Genomic DNA, 17,943 nt, shown 5'->3' on the forward strand with positions numbered 1-17,943 from the left:
CGAGCCGTGCCCGCCCGACCCGATCACCCCGTACGGCGCGGCCAAGGCGGCGGCCGAGACCGCCGTGCGGGCCGTCCTGCCCGAGGCCGTGATCGCCAGGACGTCGCTGATCGTCGGCGGCGGCGCGTCGGTCCACGAGAGGCTGGTGCGCGCCCTGGCGGCGGGCGCGGGCGGCGGGAGAGTGCTGTTCACCGACGACGTACGCTGCCCGGTGCACGTCCGCGACCTGGCCTCGGCGCTCCTGGAGGCGGCGGGCGAGCCCGGGGGCGTCCTGCACGTCGCGGGGGCGGACGCGGTCAGCCGGTACGAGCTGGGCGTGCTCATCGCCCGCCGCGACGGCCTCGACCCGGCCCGCCTGCCGTCCGGCCGCCGCGCCGACGCAGGCGTGCCGGGCCCCGTGGACGTGCGCCTCGACTGCGCGGCCAGCCAGGAGCGGCTCGCCACCCGCCTGCGCGGCGCCCGCGAGTTCCTGCTCCGCTGACGCGGAAGCGCCCGCGGCCCCATGGCGGGGACGCGGGCGCACGAACTGTCCGCGATGGGCCTATCCGCGATGGGCCTCGAAGCGGAGGGTGCGGGACACGCCCACGCGCACCGTCGTGCCGGGGGCGATCGTGACCGGTTCGTTCGGCGGGATGTCGTAGAAATTGGGGTCGCCGGGCGGCTGGATCTGGGTGCCGTTGACCGACCCGAGGTCCACCAGGTTGACGTCCCACCCGTCGAGCGCGACCCGCAGGTGGCGGCGCGAGACCGAGCCGTCGGGGCTGGTCACCTTGGCGGGCCTGGCGCTGCCGCCGGCCACCTCGGGCGCGCGCTCGGGGTCGCGGCCGAGCAGGTAGTCGGTCTCCAGGGGCAGCGCCGTGCCGTCGTCGAGGATGAGCACGCCGAGTGAGGGGCGCGGCCCCTTGTAGGGGACCAGGGTGCGCTGGACCAGGGCGATGCCGCAGACCGCGCAGTAGGGCGCCCGGGGGTCGTTGAAGTGGTCGTTCTTGCAGTCGACCCCGTAGACCATGGGACGGTCGCCGTGGTCGGGCTGCTGCTCCTGCTGCCCCTGGTGCTCGTAGGGGTCGGGCGGGCCGAGCACGGGCGGCGCGGGCTGGTCGTAGGGGTCGGAGGGGCCCATGCGCTGCGGGAGCGGCTGGTCGGCGCCGTTGCCGCCGGAGGAGGGCTGCTCGTCGTACGTCGGGTACTGCGGCTCCGGCGCGGGCGGCTGCTCCTGCGGCGTGTGGTAGGCCGGCTCGGGCGGCGGCAGGTAGGGGGACGGCTCCGGCGCGGACAGGTAGGACGGCTGCTCCAGCGGCTGCGGCCCGGAGTGGGCGCCGGTCTGCGGCACCGGCTGGGGCCCCGACTGCGAGGGCGACTGCGACGGCGACTGTGACGGCGACGGCGGGGAGACCGGCGGCTGGTCGGCCAGCGGGTACGGCGGGCGCTCCACGGGCTGCGGCTCGGGCTGCGGCTCGGGCTGCCGGGCCGGCTGGGCGAGCTCGGGGTCGACGTACAGGCCCGTGTCGGGCATCTCGGTGGTGAGCGGCCGGGACGGGGCGGGCGCGGCAGGCGCGGCGGGCAGGTCGGTGAAGTCGCCGACGAGGCCGCCGCCGTGGACGACGCCGCCGTCGAAGCGGACGGCCGGGTGGGGGCTGCCGGCCCCGGGCAGGCTCAGCTCGACCCGCTCGACGGGCCCGCTGACGAGCCGGTCGGCCCAGGTGAGCGAGTCGCTGCCGGCCAGCCGCGTCTCGCCGCCGGGGGTGGCGACGGTGGCCGCCGCCGAGCCGCTGACCAGGACGGCGACGCCGCCGCCCACGGGCCCCGCGACGGCGCACGTGGCCGGGTCGCCGGTCATGTTGGCCGCGAGCACCTGGGCGGCGCGGCGGGCCAGCGCCCTGCCGTCGCCGCCGGACGCGGCGGTCTCACGCAGCGCGGTGAGCAGGTCGTCGGCGGCGGCCTCCGTGGAGTCGCACACCAGCAGCAGGCCGCCCAGGTAGGCGACCAGCCCGTTTCCGGGAAGCGGACGCACCACTCCGAAGCCGTGGTCGGTCATGCGTCCTCCCTCACGACCGTGCTGCGCTCATCGGTGCCCTCGCTGCGCTCGGTCACTCAACTCTCCTCCCCGGAAGCCGGCGGTGTCGCGGCACCCGCGCTGCCGTGCCCACCAGCCATACGCATACCCAGACGACGGGGCCGTGTCGCGATCCTGTCGTCTCGATTCGATGAACCGGTGGCCCGCAACAAACCCCTTAACTGTGCAAGTTTGGCCAAACAGAACACTATCGGCCAGTCGTCGCATCCCAGAAATCGCCGCCGCCCACTGCCTCCGCGTGCCGAAACTGCTGGACACGACCCTAGCGAGGGGTCGCCCCATAAACGAGTGGGACAAATCAGACGCCTGTGAAAACCCGGTTCACATCGGCCGTGGCGAGCACGCCGTAGATCTCGCCGCCGCGCTCGACGAGCAGGTATTCGCTGCCCGGCGCCTCGCGCATGGCGTCGATGAGCGGCTCGCCCCTCAGGTCGGCCGCGAGCACCATGGTGGGCTCCAGCGACTTGGCCAGGGACGCGACGGTGATCCACGGGCGGCGGTGCTCGGGAGTGGCCTGGACGGCGGCCTCGTTGACGATGGCGACCGGCCGGTTGTCGTGGTCGACCACGACGATCGCGCCCGCCCGGCTCTCGGCGGCCTGGCGCAGCGCCTCCGACAGCGGTGTCTCGCCGGTCACGGGGATGGCCCTGCGGGCCAGGGCGCGCGCGTCCACCCGCGGGATGCGCTCGCGGATGCGGGCGGCGCGCAGCGACTGGCTGGCGCCCATCCAGATGAACGCGCCCAGCACGAGCGGCCACAGCACGTTGGAGACGTCGCCCTCGCCGCCGCCCCACAGCACGCTCGCCAGCGGGAAGATCACCAGCAGCGCGGCCAGCGCCCGCCCGCCCCAGGCCGCGACGACGGTGCCGGAGCCGGGGCTGCCGCTCAGCTTCCACACGCCGGCGCGCAACATCCGGCCGCCGTCGAGCGGCAGGCCGGGCAGCAGGTTGAACACGCCGACGATGAGGTTGGCGACCCACAGCTGCCAGACGAGCGCCTCGACGATGCCGCCGCCGTCGATCAGCCACAGGTCGGCGCCGAGGCCGAGCGCGGCCAGGCCGAGCGACAGCAGCGGCCCGACCGCCGCGACCATGAACTCCTTGCCGGGCGTGGGCGGCTCCTTCTCGATCTCGGAGACGCCGCCCAGGAGGTAGAGGGTGATCCTGCGGACCGGCAGGCCGTACGCCTTGGCCAGGACGCTGTGCGCGAGCTCGTGCAGCAGCACCGAGACGTACAGCAGCACGGCGAAGACGAAGGCGACGCCGTAGGCGGCGGCGGTGCCGAGGTGCGGGAGCCTGAGCTCCATCTGCGGGCCGAACAGGAAGGTGATGAAGCCCGCGACGAGGAACCACGTCCATGAGACGTACACCGGAATGCCGAACGGCTTCCCCATCCTCAGACCGGAGAACTCCTGCCGCGGGCTCTGCTCGCTCACCGCACTCCTCGAACGTCCGCTACATGCCGATGCTGCCTTGATGCTACGCGCCGGATCAGGTGATCCTCGTCGCGCGAAGGTTATTCTGTCGGGGTCTTGACCTAGAGTGCGGTGCATGACGTTGACCGAACCGGTGATCATCGGAGCTCTCTCCCCGTCCCGGGCGGGCGACTTCATGACCTGTCCCCTGCTCTACCGCTTCCGGGTGATCGACCAGCTGCCCGAGAAGCCGTCGCCGGCGGCGGTGCGTGGCACGGTGGTCCACGCGGTCCTGGAGCGCCTCTACGACCTTCCCGCCCCCGGCCGCTCGGTGGGGGCGGCGCTGGAGCTGCTGGAGCCGCAGTGGCGGCGGCTGCTCGCCGAGGAGCCGCTCTACGCCGAGATGTTCGCCGACGACGCCGAGCAGGAGCAGTGGCTGGCGCAGGCGCGCGGCATGCTGGAGCGCTACTTCACGCTGGAGGACCCGACGCGGCTGGAGCCGGCCGAGCGGGAGCTCTACGTGGAGGCGGTGCTCGACGGCGGGCTGATGTTGCGCGGCTACGTCGACCGGCTCGACGTGGCGCCGACCGGCGAGATCCGGGTGGTCGACTACAAGACGGGCAGCGCGCCGGGGCCGGAGTTCGAGGCCAAGGCGCTGTTCCAGATGAAGTTCTACGCGCTGGTGCTGTGGCGGCTGCGCGGGCAGGTGCCCCGGCTGCTGCAGCTGGTCTACCTCGGCGGCCAGGGCGAGGTGCTGCGTTACGCGCCCGACGAGGCCGACCTGCTGGCCACCGAGCGCAAGGTGATGGCCTTGTGGGCGGCGATCGAGCGCGCGCTGGAGTCGGGCGAGTGGCGGGCGCGCCGCAGCAGGCTGTGCGACTGGTGCGACCACCAGGCGCTGTGCCCGGAGTTCGGCGGCGCTCCCCCGCCGGTGCCCGACCGGCAGCCGGGCGACACGGTGCGCAGCAGCCGGCGCGCGGCCACCGACGAGCTCTGAGCTCGCGAGGGGCCGCTTATCCTCCCAGGGGAGGAGGCTGAGGGCTCTCGGGCGGTCCTACAGTGAAGCGGTGCGGATCGACCGGAGCAGGCTCCACGACGTGGTGCTCGCGGGGGCAGTGGCGGCGGCCTCGATGGCGGTGTTCGCCCTGTACGGCCCCGCGCAGCTGCGGGCCGAGGGGCTCCGGGTCGACGGCGTGCGGCCGCCCGACGCGTTCGGGGCGCTGCTGGTGGTGCTGGCGTGCGCGCCGGTGGCGGTGCGCAGGCGCTGGCCGCTGGCGGCGCTGTGCGCGGGGCTGGTGCCGGAGACGCTGCTCACGGCGCTCGGTTACGGCATGGGCGCGGTCGGGCTGGCCGGGCTGGTGCTGCTCTACTCCGTTGCCTCCCACCGGGGGCTCGCGGTGGCGCTGGGCGCGCTGCTGCTCGCCGCGGTGGCGTACGCGCTGACGGCCGCGGCGGGCGGCTGGCGGGCGGGGCTCAACGAGCACCTGGTGGTGGCCGTGCTGCTGGCGGCGGTGTGGGGGGCCGGCCGGAGCCTGCGGCTCCGGCGGGCGTACCTGGAGGAGCTCAAAGACCGGGCGGCCAGGCTGGAGCGGGCGCACGCGGCCGACACCCGGGCCGCGCGGGCAGAGGAGCGCTCCCGGATCGCCCGCGAGCTGCACGACGTGGTCGCCCACCACGTGAGCGTGATGACGGTGCAGGCCGCGGCGGCGCGGCGGGTGCTGGCCGCCGATCCCGAGCTGGCCCGTGAGGCGCTGACGGCGATCGAGCACACCGGGCGGCTGGCGATGACGGAGATGCGCAGCATCGTGGGCGTGCTGCGCACCGACGCCTCGGCGGGGACGCCGGCGGAGCTGGGGCCGCAGCCGGGCGTGCGCGACCTGCCCGCGCTGGTGGAGCAGATGCGGGAGGCGGGTCTGCCCGCCCGGCTGGTGACGGAGGGCGAGCCGCGGCCGTTGCCCGCGGGGGTCGACCTGGCCGCCTACCGGCTGGTCCAGGAGGGCCTGACCAACAGCCTGCGGCACGCCGGCGCGGGCGCGAAGGCGGTGGTGACCCTCCGGTACGGCCCGCGTGAGCTGGACGTCGCCGTGGCGGACGACGGCGCGGGCGGGTCGGCGCAGCCGTCGTCGCCGCCGGGCCACGGCCTGGTCGGCATTCGCGAACGGGTCGCCCTCTATGGTGGAATCCTGAACATCGGTCCGCTGGCAGGGGGCGGTTTCGAGGTCCGGGCGAGTTTCCCGTTGAAGGACGGCCAATGACGATCAGAGTGCTGCTGGTGGACGACCAGCCGCTGCTGCGCACGGGATTCCGCCTGATCCTCGAGGCCGAGCCCGACATCACGGTGGTGGGGCAGGCCGGCGACGGCAAGGACGCGCAGGAGCAGACGCGGGCGCTGCTGCCCGACGTCGTGCTGATGGACATCCGGATGCCCGGGGTCGACGGCATCGAGGCGACCCGCCGGATCGTGCGGGAGGCAGCGCCGGCGGCGCACGTGCCGAAGGTGCTCGTGCTGACCACGTTCGACCTCGACGAGTACATCGTGGAGGCGTTGCGCGCGGGCGCGTCCGGGTTCCTGCTGAAGGACGTGCCGCCCGACGAGCTGGTGCAGGCGATCCGGGTGGTGGCGGCCGGCGACGCGATCGTGGCGCCGAGCGTGACGCGGCGGCTGCTCGACCGGTTCGCCGCGAAGCTGCCGTCGGCGTACGAGCAGGCGACGCCGGCGCGGCTCGACCGGCTGACCGAGCGGGAGCTGGAGGTGCTGCGGCTCATCGCCAGGGGCATGTCCAACGCCGAGATCGCGGCCAAGCTCGTGGTGAGCGAGACGACGGTGAAGACGCACGTCGGCAACGTGCTGACCAAGCTGGGGCTGCGCGACCGCGTGCAGGCCGTGGTGCTGGCCTACGAGACCGGGCTGATCACTCCCGGCGCCCTTCCGTGACGGCGCCGCCCGCCCGGTGAGCCGGGCGGGCGGCGGTCACAGGTCACGGGGGGGGTTCAGCCGGTCTTGGCGGCGCTCTCCGCGGTGGGCACCTCAGGGGCGTTCTCCGGGAAGTGGCAGGCCACCTGGTGGCCGCCGACCATCTCGGCGAGCGGCGGCTCGACCTTCTTGCAGATCTCCTGCGCCTTCCAGCAGCGGGTGTGGAAGCGGCAGGCGGGCGGCGGGTTGAGCGGGCTCGGCACGTCGCCCTTGAGCCTGATCCGCTCGCGGTCCCTGCGCACCTTCGGGTCGGGCACCGGCACGGCCGACATCAGCGCGTTGGTGTACGGGTGCATGGGCGCGCTGTACAGGCGCTTGCGGTCGGCGATCTCGACGATCTTGCCGAGGTACATGACGGCGACCCGGTCGCTGATGTGGCGCACCACCGACAGGTCGTGGGCGATCACCACGTAGGTCAGGTCCAGCTCTTTCTGCAGGTCTTCGAGCAGGTTGACGACCTGGGCCTGGATCGACACGTCGAGCGCGGAGACCGGCTCGTCGGCGATGATCAGCTTGGGCTTGAGCGCGAGCGTGCGGGCGATGCCGATGCGCTGGCGCTGACCGCCGGAGAACTCGTGCGGGTAGCGGTTGTAGTGCTCGGGGCTGAGGCCGACGAGCTCCAGGATGTCCTGGACGGCCTTCTTGACGCCGTTCTCGGTCTTGACGCCCTGGATGCGGAAGGGCGCGCCGACGATGGCGCCGACCGTGTGGCGCGGGTTGAGCGACGAGTACGGGTCCTGGAAGATCATCTGCATGTCGCGCCGGAGCGGCCGGAGCCGGCCCTGGCTCATGTGCGAGATGTCCTCGCCCTCGAAGACGATCTTGCCGGCCGTGGGCTCCAGGAGCCGCGTCACCAGCCGTCCCGTGGTGGACTTGCCGCAGCCGGACTCGCCCACCAGGCCGAGCGTCTCGCCCTTGAACACCTCGAAGCTGATGCCGTCCACCGCCTTGACGGCGCCGACCTGTCTCTTGAACAGGCCCTTGGTGACGGGGAAGTGCTTCTCCATGTTCTGCACGGACAGAAGCGGCTCGTTTTCGCTCACTGGGTCTCCAGCACTGGCTTGATCTCGTTCTCCCACAGGCCGCGCCGCTCTTCCCTGCTCATGTGGCAGCGCACCAGGTGGCCGCCCTCGGTCTCGGCGAGGGCCGGGACCTCGGTCGTGGCCCTGTCTCCTGTGCGCTCGGCGTACGGGCAGCGGGGGTGGAAGGCGCATCCGGGCGGCACGTTGATCAGCGACGGCGGTGAGCCCTTGATCGGCAGCAGCCGCTCGGTGGGCTCGCGGTCGAGGCGTGGCATGGAGCCCAGCAGGCCCCAGGTGTAGGGGTGCTCGGGGCGGTAGAAGACGTCTTCGGCGGTGCCGTACTCGACGCACTTGCCGCCGTACATGACGAGGATGTCGTCGGACAGCTCGGCGACCACGCCCAGGTCGTGCGTGATGATGATCAGCGCGGAGTTGAACTCGCGCTGCAGGTCGCGCATGAGGTCGAGGATCTGCGCCTGGACGGTCACGTCGAGCGCGGTGGTCGGCTCGTCGGCGATGAGCAGCTCGGGGTCGCACGAGAGCGCCATCGCGATCATGGCGCGCTGGCGCATGCCGCCGGAGAACTCGTGCGGGTAGCTGTCGACGCGCTTGGCCGGCTCAGGGATGCCGACGCGGCCCAGCATGTCGATGGCGTGCTTGCGGGCCACCTGCTTGGAGACGTCGTTGTGGATGCGGTAGGCCTCGATGATCTGCTGGCCGACCGTGTAGTAGGGGTGCATCGACGACAGCGGATCCTGGAAGATCATCGCCATCTTCTTGCCGCGCAGGGAGCGGACGTGCTCGGTGCTGGCCTCGATGAGCTCCTCGCCGTCGAGCCAGATCTCGCCGGAGAGGCGGGCGCGGCCGCCCTTGTGCAGCCCCAGGATGCTCTGGCTGGTCACGCTCTTGCCGGAGCCGGACTCGCCCACGATGCCCAGGGTCTTGCCGCGTTCGACGCCGAACGACAGCCCGTCGACCGACTTGACGAGGCCGTCGTCGGTCGGGAAGTGGATCTTCAGGTCTTTGACGTCCAGGAAGCTCACGACAACCTCACCCTCGGGTCGACCACGGCGTAGAGCAGGTCGACGATCAGGCTCGCCACCACCACGAACATCGCGGCGACGAGCACGACCCCCATCACCTGCGGCATGTCCTGGGTCCTGATGGCCAGGATGGCGTACTGGCCGAGCCCCGGCAGAGTATAGGTGGTCTCGGTGAGGATGGCGCCGCCGATGAGCAGGCCGAAGTCGATGCCGAAGAGGGTCAGGATGGGCGTGAGCGTGGCGCGCAGGCCGTGCTTGACGACGACCTGCCGCTCACGCAGGCCCTTGGCCCTGGCGGTGCGGATGTAGTCCTCCCCCATCGTCTCCAGCATCCCGGCCCGGGTGAGCCGGGCGTAGGTGGCGGCGAACAGGAACGCCAGGGTGATCCACGGCAGCAGCAGGTTGTAGGCCCACTCGGCGGGGTTCGCCGAGAAGTCGGTCCACGCGCCGCCCGGCGGGGTCCAGCCCAGGCCGTAGCTGAAGACGACCAGGGAGATCATGCCGGTGAAGAAGATGGGCAGCGACACGCCGGCGAGGGCGGTGCCCATCGTGAGCCGGTCGAAGAAGCTGCCCCGGCGCAGAGCGGAGAGCACACCCACGGAGACGCCCGCGATGACCCAGATGATCGCGGCGCCGATGGCCAGGGAGAAGGTCACCGGCAGGCGGTCGAGCAGGTCGGGCCAGACCGGCTGGCCGGTGATGAAGGAATATCCGAAGCACGGTGCGGGGCAATGCTCGACGCCCGCCCCGTAGTCGTACTGGGCGCCGGCGAAGATGCCCTTGACGAAGTTGCCGTACTGCACGACCACCGGGTCGTAGAAGCCCAGCCGTTCGGCCACCAGGTGGACCGTCTCCGGTGTGGCCGCCCGGCCGACGTAACGTGACGCCATGGCCTCGGGGGTCGCCCCCGCCCACTGCGGCACGACGTAGAAGATGCCGAAGGTGACCATGCTGATGACGACCAGCATGGCGAACGCGCCGATCAGACGCCTGATGATATATGTGAGCACCGCTTCCGGCCGAGTGGCCCGCCCGCGGGCGAGCGGGCCACTCCTGCCTTCACCTGCCTTCGCTAGATCCCCGTACCTCGCCTAATTGGTCACTCGACGCCGAGCATGACGTAGTCGTACATGCTCTGGCCTTCGTTGTAGGCGATGTTCGTCAGGCCCTGGCCGCGCATGAGCAGCGACTTCGCCCACACCACGGGAAGGATGGAGGCGTCCTCCATGACCTTCTTGTCGACCTCGACCCACAGCTTCGCGCGGGCCGCCTCGTCAAGCTCGGCCGAGGCCTGGTCGATCAGCTTGTCGACCTCGGGGTTCTTGACGCTGAGGTTGTAGTTGCCGGCGTCGCGGATCGTGCGGCTGTCGACGATGGCCTGCAGGAAGCCGTAGCCGTCGGGCCAGTCGGAGCCCCAGCCGTGAGCGGCCAGGCCGATGCCGTTGCTCTTGACGTAGTCGACGTTGCCGGCGTAGTCGGAGAAGTAGCTGGAGGCCGGGAAGCCCTTGAGCGTCAGCTTGATGCCGACGCGAGCGAGGGCCTGCTCCATGGCCTCGGCCAGCGCCTTCTCACGCGGACGGTCGGAGCGGAACGCCATCGTGGTGGAGAAGCCGTTCGGCTGCCCGCAGGCGGCCAGCGCCTCCTTGGCCTTGGCCACGTCACCCTTGTTGTCCGCCGACGGGTACAGGTCGAACTTCTCCTGGCCCACGATGGGCGGCGGCATGACGTTCGTGGCGATCTCGCCGCCGGCGACCTCGCCTCCGTAGGCGGTCTGGTTGGCCACGCGGTCGGCGGCGAACTGGACGGCCTTGCGGCAGTTGACGTTGTCGAGCGGAGCCGTGTCCGGGATGACCGAGATGTACCAGAGCCTGGGGATCGTCGGGTTGTCCGTACGAGCCTTCAGCGCCGGGTCCGGCAGCACCTTGCCGAGCGCGGCGGGCTGCATGCCGGTGCCGGGGATGTCGAGCTGGATGTCACCGGCGATGATCTGGTTGTCCAGGTCGTCGGCGTTGACGTTGAGCTGCACCTCGATGCGGTCGGGCAGCGCGGGACGGTTCGGGTCGGTCGCCGGGTCCCACTGGTCGTTGCGGACCAGGGTGAACCGCTTGCCGATCTCGTTGGTCTCGAACTTGTACGGGCCGGACGAGACGACCTTCTCGCGGTACTTCGCGCCCGTGTCCTTGTCCTTCGGTACCGGGGCCGTCATCGGCATCTGGACGACGTAGTCCATCGACGCGAACGGCTTCTTCAGGTGGAAGACCAGCGTCGAGTCGTCGGTCGCCTCGACGGCCGAGGAGTAGTCGACGTCAGGGGTCTTGTAGACGCCCTTGAAGTCCTCCGGCCAGTCGAGCAGCTCGTTGAGGTAGGAGGGGCCGTGCGGGAAGGTCTCCTTGTCGAAGCTGCGGGCCACCGCGTACGCCACGTCCTTGGCGGTGATCGGCGTGCCGTCCTCGAACTTCAGACCGCTCTTGAGCTTGTACGTCCACGTCTTGCCGTCCTCGCTCGGCTCACCGAGCGACTCGGCCAGGTCGGGGACGACCGTGTTGCCCTCGGGACCGGGGCCCGGCTTGTACATCGTCAGCGTCCGCCAGTAGAACCGGCCGAAGTTGAACGAGTAGCCGTAGTAGGTGTCACCCGGGTCGAGGCTGTCCCAGTCGGAGGAGTGGGCCGCCTTCAGCGTCCCGCCCTTCTTCGTGGACGGGTTGTACACGCCGGTGATGGCGGCGTTGAACGCGGCTTGCGCGCCGCCGCCGGACGCGGACGCGGCCGGCTGCTGCGCCGAGCCGCCACCGCCGCCACAGGCGGAGAGCACCAGGGCGAGCGCCGCTGTGGCGGCTCCTGCCAGTGCGTGTTTCCTTCTCATTGACTAACCCCTTGATGAGTGAGATGCGGGGGATGAAGCGCGTTGCGGTGGATCAGTGCGCTCGGGGGTCGAAGGCGTCCCTCAAGCCGTCGCCGAACAGGTTGAACGCCAGGACGGTGATGAAGATCGCCAGACCCGGGAAGATCACGAAGTGGGGCAGCGTGTAGAAGCGAACCGCCTCGGACAGCATGCCACCCCAGGTGGGGGTGGGCGGGTTGATGCCAACGCCCAGGAACGAGAGCGAGGCCTCGAAGAGGATGTTGGTCGGGATGAGCAGGGTCGCGTACACCAGGATCGGCGCCATCAGGTTCGGCAGCACCTCACGGAAGATGATGTAGCCGTGACGGGCGCCGAGGCTCTTGGCGGCGTCCACGAACTCCCGCTCGCGCAGTGACAATGTCTGGCCGCGCACGATGCGGCCGATGCTGGGCCAGCTGAAGAACCCGATGATGAAGATCAGCATCGCGATCCGCAGGCCGTTGCCCTCCAGGCCGAACCCCTGGTCGGGGATCACGCCCGCCAGCGCGATCGCGAAGACGAGCAGCGGGAAGGCGAGGAAGACGTCCATGAGCCGGCCGATGACCTGGTCGACCCAGCCGCCGAAGTAGCCGGCGATGACGCCCAGGACGGTGCCGATGATCACCGACACCACCGTGGCGAGAAAACCGATCAGCAGCGAGATCCACGCCCCGGCGACGATCCGGCTGAAGATGTCGCGGCCGTTGACCGGCTCGACACCGAGCAGGTATTCGGCGCTCATGCCGCCGAAGGAACCCTTGGGCAGCAGCGTGGCCGGGTCGATCTGATCCTGGTGGAACTCCAGCGGCGGATGACCGAAGGCCGCGATGATCGGCGTGGAGAAGATCGCCACGAGGATCAGCAGGACGACGACGCCGCCGCCCGCCAGCGCGACCTTGTCGCGCCTGAGGCGCATCCAGGCGATCCGGGTGAGAGACCGGCCCTGGATGGCCTTGCCCGCTCCCGCGAGCACCGACTCCGGATGCGCTTCTGCCGCGGAACCGGACACGTCTAGCGGTGCGGTCATGCCGAATTGCCCCCTGGAACCAGACGACGCTGTCTAAACGCGTAGTGAACTTCAGACCGCGTGGTCGCGGACCTCAGGAGGCAGAATCTATGCGTTGAGCTGCGCTGACTAGTCCCCCAGAGCGCTATGTGGCTAATCTGTGATTCAGGCGAAACGGATTCGTATCGGTCCTCGAGACGATGTCCGGGGTGCGTACCGATTACGTCTCGAAACCGTGACAAACCCGCCCGGAGTGCCCAAGTTTCAACTGATGCCGCGGCGCTTGAGAAGCTCTTCGATGTCCGAAAAGTCGTCGTCTGCGGCGGCCGGTCTGCGCTCCGCCTTCTGGGCCGGCTTCGGCTTGGTCCCCGTGTTCTGCGGCGGTGTGGCGCCCACGGCCGGCCGGCTCGCGCCCGGCTGGACCGCCGGCTCGGCGGGGGTCTCCTTCTTCCTGAGCTTGCGCCCCCGCATCACGCCCGAGACCACGAACAACACCGCCGACAGGCCCGCCACCACCACGCCCGCCCACACCGCGGGGTTGAACACCAGGCCGGTCACGAACCCCACGAGGGTGGAGCCGATCGTCCACAGCGCCGGCAGCGCGCCGGTCAGGTAGGCCGCCATCGGCAGCAGCGCCCACGCCGTCGTCCTCAGCCCCGGGGCCGCTCCCCTGCGCCGGAAGGCCAGGAACGCCAGCACCAGCCCCGCGACGGTCAATCCTCCGCACAGCGGCAGCCAGGCGATCTGGTTGAACGTGTCCATGTGCCGTCCCCTCGTCGTGGCTCCTGCCTCCATCCTGGCACGCGAATCCGCGCGCGCCTCCTCCCCGAGAACCACTTGTCCCTTAGGGGAGACCCGGACGGGGCCGCCGTCGCGCGAGGCTCAGGACCGCAGCAGCGCCCGCAGATCGGCCACCTGCACGTCCTCCAGCGAGGACACCACCAGGCGGCCCGGAGCGGGCTCGACGGGCAGCAGGTTGGGCACCGCGACGACCGCGCAGCCGGCGGCCGTGGCCGCCGCCACGCCGTTCGGGGAGTCCTCCAGGACGACGCAGTGCGCCGGCTCCACCCCGAGCCGCCGCGCGGCCGTCAGGTACGGCTCCGGGTCCGGCTTCGTCCGCGTGACGTCGTCGGCCGTCACCACGAGGTCGAACCGGTCGCGGCCGAAGCCTTTCAGCACGGCGTCGGCGATCTCCTTCAGCGACGAGGTCACCAGCCCCACGGGCACCCCCTCGTCGCGCAGCGCGTCGAGCAGCTCCGCGGCGCCGGGCATGACGACCACGCCCTGCGACAGGCGCGCCACCATCCCGCCCACCATCCAGTCGCGTACGTCCTCGGGCGCCACGTCGGCGCCGGACACGCCCAGCATGTAGTCGACTGTGCGCTCCATGGACCCGCCGACCAGGTGGGCCTGGTGCTCGGGCGTCCACCGCGCGCCCAGCCGCTCCATCACCTCGGTCTTGATCTCCAGCCAGACCCGCTCGCTGTCGACCAGCAGGCCGTCCATGTCGAAGAAGACCGCTTCCACCCGTGCTCCGATCGCTTGTGTCCGCCCGCCAGTGTGGCCGCCCGTGCTGAACGACGGGCGAGGACTGCCCCGCCCGCGCGTGAACGGCGGCCGAGAATGCCGTGCCGGCCCACGCGCCGGCCCACGCGGCGGCGCGGGCCCGGGAGGCGCGGCGGGAGGCCGCCTCCCGGGCCGGACGGGCCGTCAGACGTTGAAGTATTTCGCCTCGGGGTGGTGGGCGACCAGCGCCGAGGTGGCCTGCTCCGGGTGGAGCTGGAACTCCTCCGACAACGTCACCCCGATGCGCTCGGGCGCCAGCAGCTCGAACAGCTGCTTCTGGTCCTCCAGGTTGGGGCAGGCCGGGTAGCCGAAGGAGTAGCGGCAGCCCTGGATGTTGACCTTGAGCATGTCGTCGAGCGCCTCGTCGCCGCCGATGCCGAGCTCGGCGCGCACCCTGGCGTGCCAGTATTCGGCCAGCGCCTCGGTGAGCTGCACCGACAGGCCGTGCAGCTCGAGGTAGTCGCGGTAGGCGTCCTTCGCGAACAGCTCGGCCGTGGCCTCGGCGATCCTCGAGCCCATGGTGACGATCTGGAAGCCGACCACGTCGACCTCGCCGGAGTCCTTCGGGCGGAAGAAGTCGGCCAGGCACAGGTGGCGGTCGCGGCGCTGACGCGGGAAGGTGAAGCGGGTGCGCTCGCCGCCGTCGTCGTCGAGGATGATCAGCGAGTCGCCGTCGGAGACGCACGGGAAGTAGCCGTAGACGACGGCCGCCTCCAGCAGGCCCTCGGTCTGGATGCGATCGAGCCACATGCGCAGCCGCGGCCGGCCCTCGGTCTCGACCAGCTCCTCGTAGCCGGGGCCGTCGCCGCCCCTGGTGGGCTTGAGCCCCCACTGGCCGAGGAACAGCGCCCGCTCGTCGAGGAAGGCGGAGTATTCGGCCAGCGAGATGCCCTTGACGATGCGGTCGCCGACGAACGGCGCCGCCGGCACCCGGTTGTCGATGGCCACGTCGGAGCGGGCCGGCAACTCCTCGACGGGCGTGCGCTCCAGCACGGCGCCGGTCTTGACGCGGCGCTCGCGCAGCGGCGGCAGCGCAGCGCCCGGCGTGCCGCGCTTGACGGCCATGAACGCATCCATCAGCCGCAGCCCCTCGAACGCGTCGCGCGCGTAACGCACCTCGCCGTCGAACAGCTCCGCGAGGTCCTGCTCGACGTAGGCGCGGGTCAGGGCGGCGCCGCCGAGCAGCACGGGGTATTTCCCGGCCAGACCCCTGGAGTTCATCTCCTCCAGGTTCTCCTTCATGACGACCGTCGACTTGACCAGCAGGCCGGACATGCCGATGACGTCGGCCTTCTGCTCGTCGGCCGCCTCCAGGATGGCCGAGACCGGCTGCTTGATGCCGAGGTTGACCACCTGGTAGCCGTTGTTGGACAGGATGATGTCGACGAGGTTCTTGCCGATGTCGTGCACGTCGCCCTTGACGGTGGCCAGCACGATGCGGCCCTTCGTCTCGCCCTCGACGCGGTCCATGTGGGGCTCGAGGTAGGCGACGGCGGCCTTCATCACCTCGGCCGACTGCAACACGAACGGCAGCTGCATCTGCCCGGAGCCGAACAGCTCGCCGACCGTCTTCATGCCGTCGAGCAGCACGTCATTGATGATCTCGAGGGCGGGACGCTGCCCGAGGGCGGCGTCGAGGTCGGCCTCCAGGCCCTTGCGCTCGCCGTCGATGATGCGCCGCTTGAGCCGCTCGTTCAGCGGCAGCGCGGCCAGCTCCTCGGCCTTGCCGGCGCGCATGGCGGCGGCGTCGACCCCCTCGAACAGCTCCATGAAGCGCTGCAGCGGGTCGTAGCCCTCGCGGCGGCGGTCGTAGACCATGTCGAGGGCGACCTGGCGCTGCTCGTCGGGAATGCGGGCCATCGGCAGGATCTTGGAGGCGTGCACGATGGCGGAGTCGAGACCGGCGTTGACGCACTCGTTGAGGAACACCGAGTTGAGCACCATGCGGGCGGCGGGGTTGAGGCCGAAGCTGATGTTGGACAGCCCCAGCGTGGTCTGCACGCCCGGGTAGCGGCGCTTGAGCTCGCGGATGGCCTCGATGGTCTCCAGGCCGTCGCGCCGGGTCTCCTCCTGGCCCGTCGCGATCGGGAAGGTCAGGCAGTCGACGATGATGTCGTCGACCTGCATGCCCCAGTTGTTCGTCAGGTCCTCGATCAGGCGGGTGGCCACGCGCACCTTCCACTCGGCGGTGCGGGCCTGGCCCTCCTCGTCGATGGTCAGCGCGACGACGGCCGCGCCGTGCTCGCGCACGAGCCGCATGATCTTCTGGAAGCGGGAGTCGGGGCCGTCGCCGTCCTCGTAGTTGACGGAGTTGACCGCGGCGCGTCCGCCCAGCATCTCGAGACCGGCCTGCAGCACCGCGGGCTCGGTCGAGTCGAGCATGATCGGCAGCGTGGAGGCGGTGGCGAAGCGGAAGGCCAGCTCCTTCATGTCGGCCACGCCGTCGCGGCCGACGTAGTCGACGCACAGGTCGAGCATGTGGGCGCCGTCGCGGGCCTGATCGCGGGCCATCTCGACACAGTCGTCCCAGCGGCCCTCCAGCATCGCCTCGCGGAAGGCCTTGGAGCCGTTGGTGTTGCAGCGCTCGCCGATCGCCAGGTAGGAGGTGTCCTGCCGGAACGGGACGGTCTGGTAGAGGGAGGACGCGCCCGGCTCCGGGTGGGGGCGGCGCGGCTCGGTCTGCTTGCCGCGCACCCGCTCGACCACCTGGCGCAGGTGCTCGGGCGTGGTGCCGCAGCAGCCGCCGACCAGCGACAGGCCGTAGTCGTGGGTGAACGTGCCGTGGGCGTCGGCCAGCTCCTCGGCGCTCAGCGGGTAGTGGGCGCCGTCGGAGGTCAGCACCGGCAGGCCGGCGTTGGGCATGCAGGACAGCTTCAGCCGCGAGTGGCGGGCGAGGTAGCGCAGGTGCTCGCTCATCTCGGCCGGGCCGGTGGCGCAGTTGAGGCCGATGACGTCGACGCCGAGCGGCTCGATCGCGGTCAGCGCGGCGCCGATCTCGGAGCCGAGCAGCATCGCGCCGTTGGTCTCGATGGTCACCTGGGCGATGATCGGCACGTCCTTGCCGGACGCCTCGATGGCGCGCCTGGCGCCGACGACCGCGGCCTTGACCTGGAGCAGGTCCTGGCAGGTCTCGATGATGATCGCGTCGGCGCCGCCCGCGATGAGGCCCGCGGCGTTGTCGCGGTAGGCGTCGCGCAGGCTCGCGTACGGCAGGTGGCCGAGCGTGGGCAGCTTGGTGCCGGGGCCCATGGAGCCGAGCACGAAACGCGGCTGGTCGGGCGTGGACCAGTGGTCGGCGGCCTCGCGGGCGATGCGGGCGCCCGCCTCGGAGAACTCGAAGACGCGCTCGGAGATGTCGTACTCGCCGAGGGCGGCCAGGTTGGCGCCGAAGGTGTTGGTCTCCACGCAGTCGACGCCGACGGCGAAGTAGGCGTCGTGGACGCCGCGCACGATGTCGGGCCGGGTGACGTTGAGCACCTCGTTGCAGCCCTCGTGGCCGTGGAAGTCGTCGAGGGTCGGCTCCTGCGCCTGGAGCATCGTGCCCATCGCGCCGTCGGCTACCACGACGCGCTGGGACAACACTTCTCGGAAGGACGGGGAGATGCTCATGGGGTAGAGCTTATCGGTTGCGCCTCGAGCGGCTGTGACGCGGCGCTGACCCTTGGCCTCACCGGCCCGGATGCCCGCGTGCGCCCCTGACGGCGGGCCTCGCGCGGGCGCGGGGGCAGCAGCCGTGCGGCCGAGTGCCCCGTTCTCCGGGTGGCATGCCTGGGTTCGCCCGACGCGAAACGCCCGCCCGCGCGGTGCGGCGCGGGGACGGGGCGGGACGGCGGCGGGCGGCCGCGGAGCGGGATGGGCGGCGGTGCGGTCTCACGGCGGAAGGCCGCGCGGAGCTGCGGGAAGATCGCGTTTCGCCGGCGGGTGCGGCGGTGACCGGGTGAAAGCAGGGACGGGGGCGAGGGC

General features: G+C 71.2%; 14 protein-coding genes. 4 read left to right on the forward strand and 10 right to left on the reverse strand.

Annotation, left to right across the window (positions count from 1 at the left end):
- Window positions 1-481, forward strand: a 481-nt coding sequence (locus tag C1J01_RS33495; RefSeq protein WP_146615820.1) for a sugar nucleotide-binding protein, incomplete at its 5' end; no start/stop codon positions are given.
- A 60-nt stretch (window positions 482-541) separates the two neighbouring features.
- On the opposite strand, the gene C1J01_RS33500 is transcribed toward C1J01_RS33495, so the two are convergent.
- Window positions 542-2,035 (reverse strand): FHA domain-containing protein, encoded by a 1,494-nt coding sequence (locus C1J01_RS33500; protein WP_111182975.1) that lies wholly within the window; start codon window positions 2,033-2,035, stop codon window positions 542-544.
- Window positions 2,036-2,372: 337 nt separating this feature from the next.
- Complete coding sequence (locus tag C1J01_RS33505) at window positions 2,373-3,509, reverse strand: site-2 protease family protein (RefSeq protein WP_111182976.1); 1,137 nt, start codon at window positions 3,507-3,509, stop codon at window positions 2,373-2,375.
- Between the two features lie 115 nt (window positions 3,510-3,624).
- Here C1J01_RS33505 and C1J01_RS33510 point away from each other — a divergent pair, with 115 nt between their 5' ends.
- The 3 genes from C1J01_RS33510 to C1J01_RS33520 all read left to right on the forward strand — a co-directional run bounded on the left by C1J01_RS33510 (window position 3,625) and on the right by C1J01_RS33520 (window position 6,423).
- Window positions 3,625-4,485, forward strand: a complete 861-nt coding sequence (locus C1J01_RS33510) for a RecB family exonuclease (protein WP_111182977.1) — start codon at window positions 3,625-3,627, stop codon at window positions 4,483-4,485.
- A 70-nt stretch (window positions 4,486-4,555) separates the two neighbouring features.
- On the forward strand, window positions 4,556-5,743 hold the full coding sequence (locus C1J01_RS33515) for a sensor histidine kinase (RefSeq protein WP_111182978.1): 1,188 nt from the start codon (window positions 4,556-4,558) through the stop codon (window positions 5,741-5,743).
- Window positions 5,740-6,423, forward strand: coding sequence for a response regulator (locus C1J01_RS33520; RefSeq protein ID WP_111182979.1), 684 nt, complete (start codon window positions 5,740-5,742; stop codon window positions 6,421-6,423). The genes C1J01_RS33515 and C1J01_RS33520 overlap by 4 nt, the downstream gene beginning before the upstream one ends.
- A 56-nt stretch (window positions 6,424-6,479) precedes the next feature.
- Here C1J01_RS33520 and C1J01_RS33525 read toward each other — a convergent pair whose 3' ends face one another.
- The 8 genes from C1J01_RS33525 to metH all read right to left on the reverse strand — a co-directional run bounded on the left by C1J01_RS33525 (window position 6,480) and on the right by metH (window position 17,589).
- Entirely contained in the window at window positions 6,480-7,469 is a 990-nt protein-coding gene (locus C1J01_RS33525) for an ABC transporter ATP-binding protein (RefSeq protein WP_235854840.1), read from the reverse strand.
- Between the two features lie 32 nt (window positions 7,470-7,501).
- Window positions 7,502-8,527 carry an ABC transporter ATP-binding protein gene (locus tag C1J01_RS51475; protein WP_111182981.1) on the reverse strand — a complete coding sequence of 342 codons (1,026 nt, stop codon included), beginning with the start codon at window positions 8,525-8,527 and terminating at the stop codon, window positions 7,502-7,504.
- Window positions 8,524-9,537: an ABC transporter permease gene (locus tag C1J01_RS33535; RefSeq protein ID WP_111182982.1), complete on the reverse strand. Its 1,014-nt coding sequence runs from the start codon at window positions 9,535-9,537 to the stop codon at window positions 8,524-8,526. The genes C1J01_RS51475 and C1J01_RS33535 overlap by 4 nt, the downstream gene beginning before the upstream one ends.
- A gap of 89 nt (window positions 9,538-9,626) precedes the next feature.
- Complete coding sequence (locus C1J01_RS33540; RefSeq protein ID WP_181449098.1) at window positions 9,627-11,390, reverse strand: ABC transporter substrate-binding protein; 1,764 nt, start codon at window positions 11,388-11,390, stop codon at window positions 9,627-9,629.
- Between the two features lie 52 nt (window positions 11,391-11,442).
- A complete protein-coding gene (locus tag C1J01_RS33545; protein WP_111182983.1) occupies window positions 11,443-12,435 on the reverse strand; it encodes an ABC transporter permease in 993 nt (330 codons plus the stop codon).
- A gap of 243 nt (window positions 12,436-12,678) precedes the next feature.
- The gene (locus C1J01_RS33550) at window positions 12,679-13,176 is read right to left on the reverse strand and encodes a cellulose synthase (RefSeq protein WP_111182984.1); all 498 of its coding nucleotides are present in this window, start codon (window positions 13,174-13,176) and stop codon (window positions 12,679-12,681) included.
- A 120-nt stretch (window positions 13,177-13,296) separates the two neighbouring features.
- The gene (locus C1J01_RS33555; protein ID WP_111182985.1) at window positions 13,297-13,941 is read right to left on the reverse strand and encodes an HAD family hydrolase; all 645 of its coding nucleotides are present in this window, start codon (window positions 13,939-13,941) and stop codon (window positions 13,297-13,299) included.
- 183 nt (window positions 13,942-14,124) lie between these two features.
- Window positions 14,125-17,589 carry a methionine synthase gene (metH, locus tag C1J01_RS33560; protein ID WP_111182986.1) on the reverse strand — a complete coding sequence of 1,155 codons (3,465 nt, stop codon included), beginning with the start codon at window positions 17,587-17,589 and terminating at the stop codon, window positions 14,125-14,127.
- Window positions 17,590-17,943 lie beyond the last annotated feature (354 nt).

Origin of the sequence: Nonomuraea aridisoli, assembly GCF_003236395.1 — a bacterium.
Classification (GTDB): domain Bacteria; phylum Actinomycetota; class Actinomycetes; order Streptosporangiales; family Streptosporangiaceae; genus Nonomuraea; species Nonomuraea aridisoli.

Excerpts from the sequence above, each read along its gene's own strand:
- C1J01_RS33500 (WP_111182975.1), bottom strand. The coding sequence starts at position 2,035 with ATGACCGACCACGGCTTCGGAGTGGTGCGTCCGCTTCCCGGAAACGGG.
- C1J01_RS33510 (WP_111182977.1), top strand. The coding sequence starts at position 3,625 with ATGACGTTGACCGAACCGGTGATCATCGGAGCTCTCTCCCCGTCCCGG.
- C1J01_RS33520 (WP_111182979.1), top strand. The coding sequence starts at position 5,740 with ATGACGATCAGAGTGCTGCTGGTGGACGACCAGCCGCTGCTGCGCACG.
- C1J01_RS33525 (WP_235854840.1), bottom strand. The coding sequence starts at position 7,469 with ATGGAGAAGCACTTCCCCGTCACCAAGGGCCTGTTCAAGAGACAGGTC.
- C1J01_RS33540 (WP_181449098.1), bottom strand. The coding sequence starts at position 11,390 with ATGAGAAGGAAACACGCACTGGCAGGAGCCGCCACAGCGGCGCTCGCC.
- C1J01_RS33545 (WP_111182983.1), bottom strand. The coding sequence starts at position 12,435 with ATGACCGCACCGCTAGACGTGTCCGGTTCCGCGGCAGAAGCGCATCCG.
- C1J01_RS33550 (WP_111182984.1), bottom strand. The coding sequence starts at position 13,176 with ATGGACACGTTCAACCAGATCGCCTGGCTGCCGCTGTGCGGAGGATTG.
- metH (WP_111182986.1), bottom strand. The coding sequence starts at position 17,589 with ATGAGCATCTCCCCGTCCTTCCGAGAAGTGTTGTCCCAGCGCGTCGTG.